Annotated in this window: 5 protein-coding genes; 3 read left to right on the top strand and 2 right to left on the bottom strand. The window is 67.7% G+C overall.

The genetic code is table 11. From position 1 onward, the window contains the following. On the bottom strand, window positions 1–1443 hold a 1443-nt coding region (locus F3J14_RS32515), incomplete at its 3' end, for an exodeoxyribonuclease V subunit gamma (protein WP_166726406.1). Between the two features lie 180 nt (window positions 1444–1623). Between F3J14_RS32515 and F3J14_RS32510 the strand changes: the two genes are divergently transcribed. Together F3J14_RS32510 and F3J14_RS32505 are read left to right on the top strand one after the other, a co-directional pair. Continuing rightward, the gene (locus F3J14_RS32510; RefSeq protein WP_166726405.1) at window positions 1624–3915 is read left to right on the top strand and encodes an FUSC family membrane protein; all 2292 of its coding nucleotides are present in this window, start codon (window positions 1624–1626) and stop codon (window positions 3913–3915) included. A 307-nt stretch (window positions 3916–4222) separates the two neighbouring features. Beyond that, window positions 4223–5590 (top strand): amino acid permease, encoded by a 1368-nt coding sequence (locus F3J14_RS32505; protein WP_166726404.1) that lies wholly within the window; start codon window positions 4223–4225, stop codon window positions 5588–5590. 170 nt (window positions 5591–5760) lie between these two features. Here F3J14_RS32505 and F3J14_RS32500 read toward each other — a convergent pair whose 3' ends face one another. Beyond that, the gene (locus F3J14_RS32500; RefSeq protein WP_006754390.1) at window positions 5761–5922 is read right to left on the bottom strand and encodes a hypothetical protein; all 162 of its coding nucleotides are present in this window, start codon (window positions 5920–5922) and stop codon (window positions 5761–5763) included. 242 nt (window positions 5923–6164) lie between these two features. Between F3J14_RS32500 and F3J14_RS32495 the strand changes: the two genes are divergently transcribed. Continuing rightward, on the top strand, window positions 6165–7208 hold the full coding sequence (locus tag F3J14_RS32495; protein ID WP_166726403.1) for a Fe(3+) ABC transporter substrate-binding protein: 1044 nt from the start codon (window positions 6165–6167) through the stop codon (window positions 7206–7208). Window positions 7209–7283 lie beyond the last annotated feature (75 nt).

Genomic DNA, 7283 nt, shown 5'->3' with positions numbered 1-7283 from the left:
CCCGCGCCGCGCGCCGGCGGCCGCGAGCCAGGTCTGCACTGTCTCGAGCGCGGCTGCGTCGATGCCGTAACGGGCCGCCACCGCGTCGACGCGCAGCCATTCGACCAGCTCCGGCGCGCCGACCTGTCGCTCCGGCAACGCGAGCCATTCGAGCAGCACGCGCGCGACCGGATTCGCCTGCGACGGCGGCAGGCCGGTGATCCGGTAAGGCACGCGCGCGCCGCCGGCGCCCGCCGTGCCGAACACCGCATCGATCAGCGGCCCGGCCGCCGCGAGATCGGCGACCGCCACCAGCACATCGGACGGCTGCAGCGTCGCGTCGGCGTCGAACCACGCGAGCAGGCGGTCATGCAGCACCTCAAGCTGACGCGCGAGACTGTGGCACACGTGCACCTCGATCCCCCGCTCGGCCGGCGGGTCGCCGAGTTCGGCTTCCGGCTGCAGGTCGAGGATCGCGTTCTGCACGCGCGCGAGCCAGGTCGGCGCGGGATTGCCCACGAAACGGGACGCGTCGCCTAACGCGGCGCTTTCGGTCAGTTCGTGCAGCATGTGCAGCTGCGCCTGCGTCTGCCGGCCCCACTCCGCGAGCAACGGATGGCCGACTTGCTGGTAGTCGAGCCGGCCGGCCGCATCGAGCGCCTCGGCATGCGCGGCGGTGACGATGTCGAACCAGAATTCGCGGCACGGGTTGAGCGCATAGACGCGCACGTCGATCCAGCGCGACAGCTCGCGCAGCAGCGCGACGTGCAGCGGCGGCATCGTCGGCAGCGCGAAGACGCTGACCGATTCCGGCCAGTCGGCGCGCGCAACGGTTTCGGAATCGAGGTTGCGCGCCTCCACGAGGAAGCGATGCGCGGGCGGCGTGCCGCTGTCGCTCAGCTCGGCGAGCAGCGCGCGCCACAGCGCGGCCTGCCAGTGCTCGTCGTCGCGTGCGGCATCGCTGATCCCGCACGGCGCGGCGTCGCCCGCGAGCACCGACTCGCCGGCCTGCCACGCGGCCAGCCATTCGGGCCGATAGGTCAGGTAATGATCGAGCACGGCCGCGACGCGCTGCGCAAGCTCGTAGCGCATCGCGTCGTCGGACGCGGACAGATACGCGGCCAGCCGCGGCGACGCGAACCAGGGCGCGCCACCCGCGGCCTGCGCGAACAACCGGTAGCAGCGCCATACGAGGCGGTCGGGCGCGAACGGCGAGCGCGCGGGCACCGTCAGCACGCGGCCGATCTGCGCCCACAGCCATTGCGCGAGATACGTGAACTCGACGTTCGCACACACGCCGTGGCGCGCGGCAATGTCGAGCTCGAGACGGCGGCGCAGCGCCGCGCTCGGCACGATGACCTGCTGCGGCGCCCACGGGCCGTTGCGGGCCGGGAACGCGGCGAGGTCGTCGAGCAATGCGTCGGCGAGCGTTTCGTGACGGTTCGAATAGAAGAGATGGAGCATCAAGCGGGTGTCGAAGCGTCGCGCCGGCCGGGCCGGGCGAACAGAAGCACCAAGGATAGCAAAAGGACCGTCACGACGAACCTCGGCCGAAAGGCCAGGTTTTGCGGACCGCGAAATACGATAGACTCGTCGCCAGTCAATACGCCGCCCCGGCGTCTTCGTCTGTCATTCAGCCCATCGATGCGCTATTCGGTCGAAATCAGAAAGTTTCTCTACAGCCAGTACTTTTTCGGCGGCCTGCGGATCGCGGTCGGCGTGTCGCTGCCGGCCGTGCTGTGCCTGATCGTGTTTCACAACCGGGAGCTCGGCTTCACGATCTCGACCGGCGCGCTCGGCGCGTGCGTCGTCGACATGCCGGGCCCGCTGAAGTACAAGCACAACGAAATGCTCGCGTGCAGCGTGATCGGCTTCCTGGCCGCGCTCGCGACCGGCCTCGCCACGCCGAACATCTTCGGGCTGTGGCTGACGATCGTGCCGCTCACGTTCGTGCTGTCGCTGATCGTCGTCTACGGCAATCGCTGGCCGCAGATCAGCTTCGCGACGCTGTTCATGATGGTGATGACGCTCGAGGAGAACTTCACGCCGCTGCAGGCGTTCGTCAACGCGGGCTGGATTCTCGCGGGCGGCCTCTGGTACACGTACTGGGCGACGTTCGTGTCGCAATGGCAGGCGCGCCGGATCGAACAGCAGGCGCTTGCCGAAAGCCTGTTCGCATGCGCCGACTACCTGCTCGCGCGCGCGCAGTTCTACGATCTCGACGCCGATCTCGACGAGTGCTACCGCAACCTCGTCGCGAAGCAGATCACCGCGGTCGAAACGCAGGAAACCGCGCGCGACATCGTGCTGCGCAATCTGCCGAAGCTGCGTCGCGGCAAGCTCGATCCCGGGCGCGCGACGATGTACAACCTGTTCATCAACAGCGTCGACCTGCACGAGCTGTTCGTGGGCGCGCACACCGACTATCCGCTCGTGCGCAACACGTTCGGCGGCTCGGACCTGATCATTTTCTACCGCGACCTGATCCGCAAGGCAGCCGCCGATCTCGAGCAGATCGGCCTCGCGGTGCTCGAAAACCGCGCGCCGCATTCGCGAATCAGCGTAAAGGCCGAACTGCGCGCGATCGAGTACGAGATCGAGCTGATGCGCAAGAAGAACTTCCCGGCCAGCAATGCGGAAGCGTACGCGGCCGTGCTCGCGACGTTCCGGCGCATCTGGAGCGCGACGCGCCTGATCGACCGGATGCGCCGCAACCTGTCGGGCCATGCCGACCCGCAGCAGATGGAACTGAAGATCGACAAGGCGCTTACGCGCTTCCTGCAGCGGCGCCGGATGTCGCCGCTCCTGATCTTCTCGAACCTGAACATGCGCTCGCCGAGCTTTCGCCACGCGCTGCGCGTGACGATCGCGGTGGCGGTCGGCTTCTGGCTCGGCCGGTTGCTGCCGCTCACGAACGCATACTGGATCGTGATGACGACCATCATCATCCTGAAGCCCGGCTACTCGCTCACCAAGCAGCGCAATGCGCAGCGGATCGTCGGCACGCTGATCGGCTGCGCGGCGAGCATCGCGCTGATCTACACGGTAAAGGAGCCGCACCTGCTGATCGCGATCATGTTCGGCTCGATGGTGATGAGCTACAGCCTGCTGCTGTTCAACTACGCGGCGAGCGTCGTGTTCACGTCGTCGTACGTGCTGCTGATGTTCCACCTGCTCGCGCCGGGCAGCATGCGGATCATCGGCGAGCGCGCGATCGACACCGTGGTCGGCTGCATGATCGCGATCGCCGCGAGCCGCCTGTTCCCGTACTGGGAATACCGGCTGATGGGCAAGCTCGTCACCGACATGCTGACGTCGACCCGCAAGTATTTCGAGGCCGTGTGGCGCGCCGGACGCGGCGCATCGCCGCCGCCCGTGCCGACCGCCGACGGCGCGGCGGTCGTGCCGGTCGTCGCCGCGGCGATCGAAGCGCCCACCACAGCCCTCGACGACGACTACCGCTACCGCCTCGCGCGCAAGGACGTGCACATCGCGTTCGCGAACCTCGGCCAGGCGTTCCAGCGGATGATGATCGAGCCGAAGGCGCACCAGCGCTTCGTGCCGGAGCTGAACGACCTGCTCGTGCAGACGCACGTGCTCGGCGCGCAGATCACCGCCGCCGCGCCGCTGATCCGCAGCGCGTGCGCGGCCGACGAGAACCTCGTCCACGACGACGCGCTGCACCGCGGCCTGTCCGCCGTGCTTGAGAACCTCGAGAAGGCGGAAGCGGGCGAACCGCCGCCGGCCGACCAGCTCGACGCGACGAAGCAGATCACGCGCGACCTCGACGCGATGGTCGTGTCCGCGGAAAAATCCGACGCGGTGGGCGCCGAGCTCACGCACGACCTGAAGGTGCTCGCGCACCAGTGCAAGCAGATGCTCGCGTCGTCGCTGCTGATCCGCAAGGACGCGAGCGTCATCCGCCTGCCCGCATGACGGCATGACGTCGTTTCCGCCGCAGGTCGGCCGCGCACGCAAGCGGGCCGACCGGCGGCGCTCCACCGCTTCCCCGCTCCCGCAATACCGTTCCGCAGCATGACCCGCCCGCCCCACGCGGCCCCTGCGCGCGCCGCGCGATTGTCCCACCCGCGATTCAACCGGTTGCGCCAGTCAGGGAATACCCGATTCCGGTCACATGGCCCGGCTTGTTATCATTCGTTCACATTCAAGTTGTATAGACAACTTGAGCCGACCGGGCCAGCCCTGCTCGCCCGGTCCGTCGCATAACGATATCGGAGACTCGATGAAGAACTTGCAGCGCCATCTGAGCGCACGGCACATCCGCTTTCTCGCGCTAGGCTCGGCGATCGGCACCGGCCTGTTCTATGGCTCGGCGTCCGCGATCCAGCTCGCGGGCCCGGCGGTGATCCTGGCCTACATCCTGGGCGGCGCGGCCGTCTACATGGTGATGCGCGCGCTCGGCGAGATGGCCGTGCGCGAACCCGTCGCCGGCTCGTTCGGCCACTACGCGACCGAAAACCTCGGCCCGTTCGCCGGCTTCGTCACCGGCTGGACCTACACGCTCGAAATGGTGATCGTCGCGATCGCCGACATCACCGCGTTCGGCATCTACATGAGCTTCTGGTTTCCGGATGTGCCGCAATGGATCTGGGTGCTCGGCGTCGTCGCGGTCATCTGCGGGCTGAACCTGTGCCACGTGAAGGTATTCGGCGAGCTCGAATTCTGGCTGTCGATCATCAAGGTCGGCGCGATCGTCGCGATGATCGGCGGCGGCGTCGCGATCCTGCTGACCGGCATGCACTTCGGCCATTCGGCCGACGTGCCGACATTCGCGAACCTGTGGAACCATGGCGGTTTCTTCCCGAACGGGATCGGCGGGCTGATCGCATCGCTGTCGGTCGTGATCTTCGCGTACGGCGGCATCGAGGTGATCGGGATGAGCGCCGGCGAGGCGAAGGATCCGGAGCGCGTGATTCCGCGCGCGATCAACGCGGTGCCCGCGCGCATCCTGCTGTTCTACGTGCTGACAATGGTCGTGCTGATGTCGATCAGCCCGTGGACCGGCGTCGGCAGCGACGGCAGCCCGTTCGTGCAGATCTTCTCGGCGCTCGGCGTGAAGTCGGCCGCGACGATCCTCAACCTCGTGGTGATCAGCGCGGCGATCTCGGCGATCAACAGCGACATCTTCGGCGCGGGCCGGATGATGTTCGGGATGGCGCGGCAGGGCCAGGCGCCGCGCGTGCTGATGACGACATCGCGGCACGGCGTGCCGTGGGTCACGGTGCTCGTGATGGCCGGCGCGCTGCTGGTCGGCGTGGTGCTCAACTACCTGATGCCGAAGGACGTGTTCCTGGTGGTCGCGGCGATCGCGACGTTCGCCACCGTGTGGGTGTGGCTGATGATCCTGCTGTCGCAGGTCGCGATGCGCCGTCGCCTGTCGAACGCGGAAGTCGCCGCGCTGAAGTTCAAGGTGCCGCTGTGGCCCGTCGCGCCCGCGCTGACGATCGCGTTCATGGGTTTCGTGATCGTGATGCTCGGCTGGTTCGATGACACGCGCGTCGCGCTCTACGTCGGCGCGGGATGGCTCGTGCTGCTCGCGGTCGTGTTCTACGCACGGATCCGCCCGAAGTTCGCGGCTGCGTCACGTTGACGCACGACTGACCTTTCCATGCGGCGCGCCGGGTCCGGCGCCCGCGTCTGTCCCGGCGCGATGCGGCGCATCACGCGTCGTCCGCCGCTTCCCCGCTCCTCCCGCCTTTCCCGCACGTCGCTTGCGCCCCAGCCAACCGGGCCGCAGCGATCATGCTCGCCGTGCCGACGTCAGTGCGACGCAGCGCTCGCGGCCTCGGCCGGATGGGCCTCGTCGTACGCGTGCTTCTGCGAGATCGCGTTGTACGCGATCGTCCCGATCACGAGCAGCACGGCCACGACGATCAGGATGCTCACGTTGCGGACAGGGTTCTTCTTGCGCTGATCGTTCATGGTCGGTCCTGCTCCGTCGAATTCGTTGAAGCGGGCATTCTACGCGCTTGCGCCCGCACCGCGACGCCCCGTTACGCCCCCCTCCTCCCGCCTTCCGCCAAGCTTTCCGATACCTTTCATTTGATAATCATTCCCATTTCGATCTAGAATCCGAAATCTTTCGCTTTGTAATGTTTCGGGTCGCTCGGGCGGCAGGCACGCCCCGGAACGCCTCTTCGTCCGCCTGCCTCACCGGAGTCTCCATGTCGAATCCGCGCACCCGCCTGCTGCCGCTCGCCGGCGCCCTCGCCCTTGCCGCCGCCGCATTCGCGCCGCTGGCCCATGCCGCCGAGGAAGTGAGCCTGTACACCACCCGTGAACCGAAGCTGATCCAGCCGCTGATCGACGCGTTCACGCAGCAGAGCGGCGTCAAGGTCAACACGGTATTCGTGAAGGACGGCCTGCTGGAGCGCGTGAAGGCGGAAGGCGCGCAATCGCCGGCCGACGTGCTGATGACGGTCGACATCGGCAACCTGCTCGACCTCGTCGACGGCGGGCTCGCGCAGCCGGTGCGCTCGAAGGTGCTCGACGACGCGATTCCCGCGAAGCTGCGCGGCGCGCAGGGCGACTGGTACGCGCTGTCGCTGCGCGACCGCGTGCTGTATGTAGAGAAGGACCTGAAGGTCGACGCGTTCCGCTACGAGGATCTCGCCGATCCGAAATGGAAGGGCAAGGTCTGCATCCGCTCGGGGCAGCATCCGTACAACACGGCGCTCGTCGCGGCGATGATCGCGCACGACGGCGAGGCCGCGACCGAAAAGTGGCTGCGCGGCGTGAAGGCGAACCTCGCGCGCAAGGCGACGGGCGGCGACCGCGACGTCGCGCGCGACATTCTCGGCGGCATCTGCGACGTCGGCCTCGCCAACGCGTATTACGTCGGTCACATGAAGAACGCGGAGCCGGGCACCGATGCGCGCAAGTGGGGCGACGCGATCAAGGTCGTGCGGCCGACGTTCGCGAACGCGAAGAGCGGCGGCACGCACGTCAACATCAGCGGCGCGACGGTCGCGAAGCACGCGCCGCACAAGGCCAACGCGGTGAAGCTGCTCGAGTACCTCGTGTCGCCGCAAGCACAGGCGCTCTATGCGCAGGCGAACTACGAATACCCGGTGCGCGCGAACGTGAAGCTCGATCCGGTGATCGCGAGCTTCGGCACGCTGAAGGTCGACCCGCTGCCGCTGGCCGACATCGCGAAGCACCGCAAGGCGGCCAGCCAGCTCGTCGACAAGGTCGGCTTTGACAACTGAGGCATCGTTCGTCCGCGCGCGCCGCCGGTCGTTGCGTTCGCGCGCGGGCAGCCTCTGGCTCGGCGCGGCCGTCGA

Source organism: Burkholderia sp. Tr-862, assembly GCF_011753085.1.
GTDB lineage: Bacteria > Pseudomonadota > Gammaproteobacteria > Burkholderiales > Burkholderiaceae > Burkholderia > Burkholderia ambifaria.
This window is presented reverse-complemented; position numbering and strand designations above follow the sequence as displayed.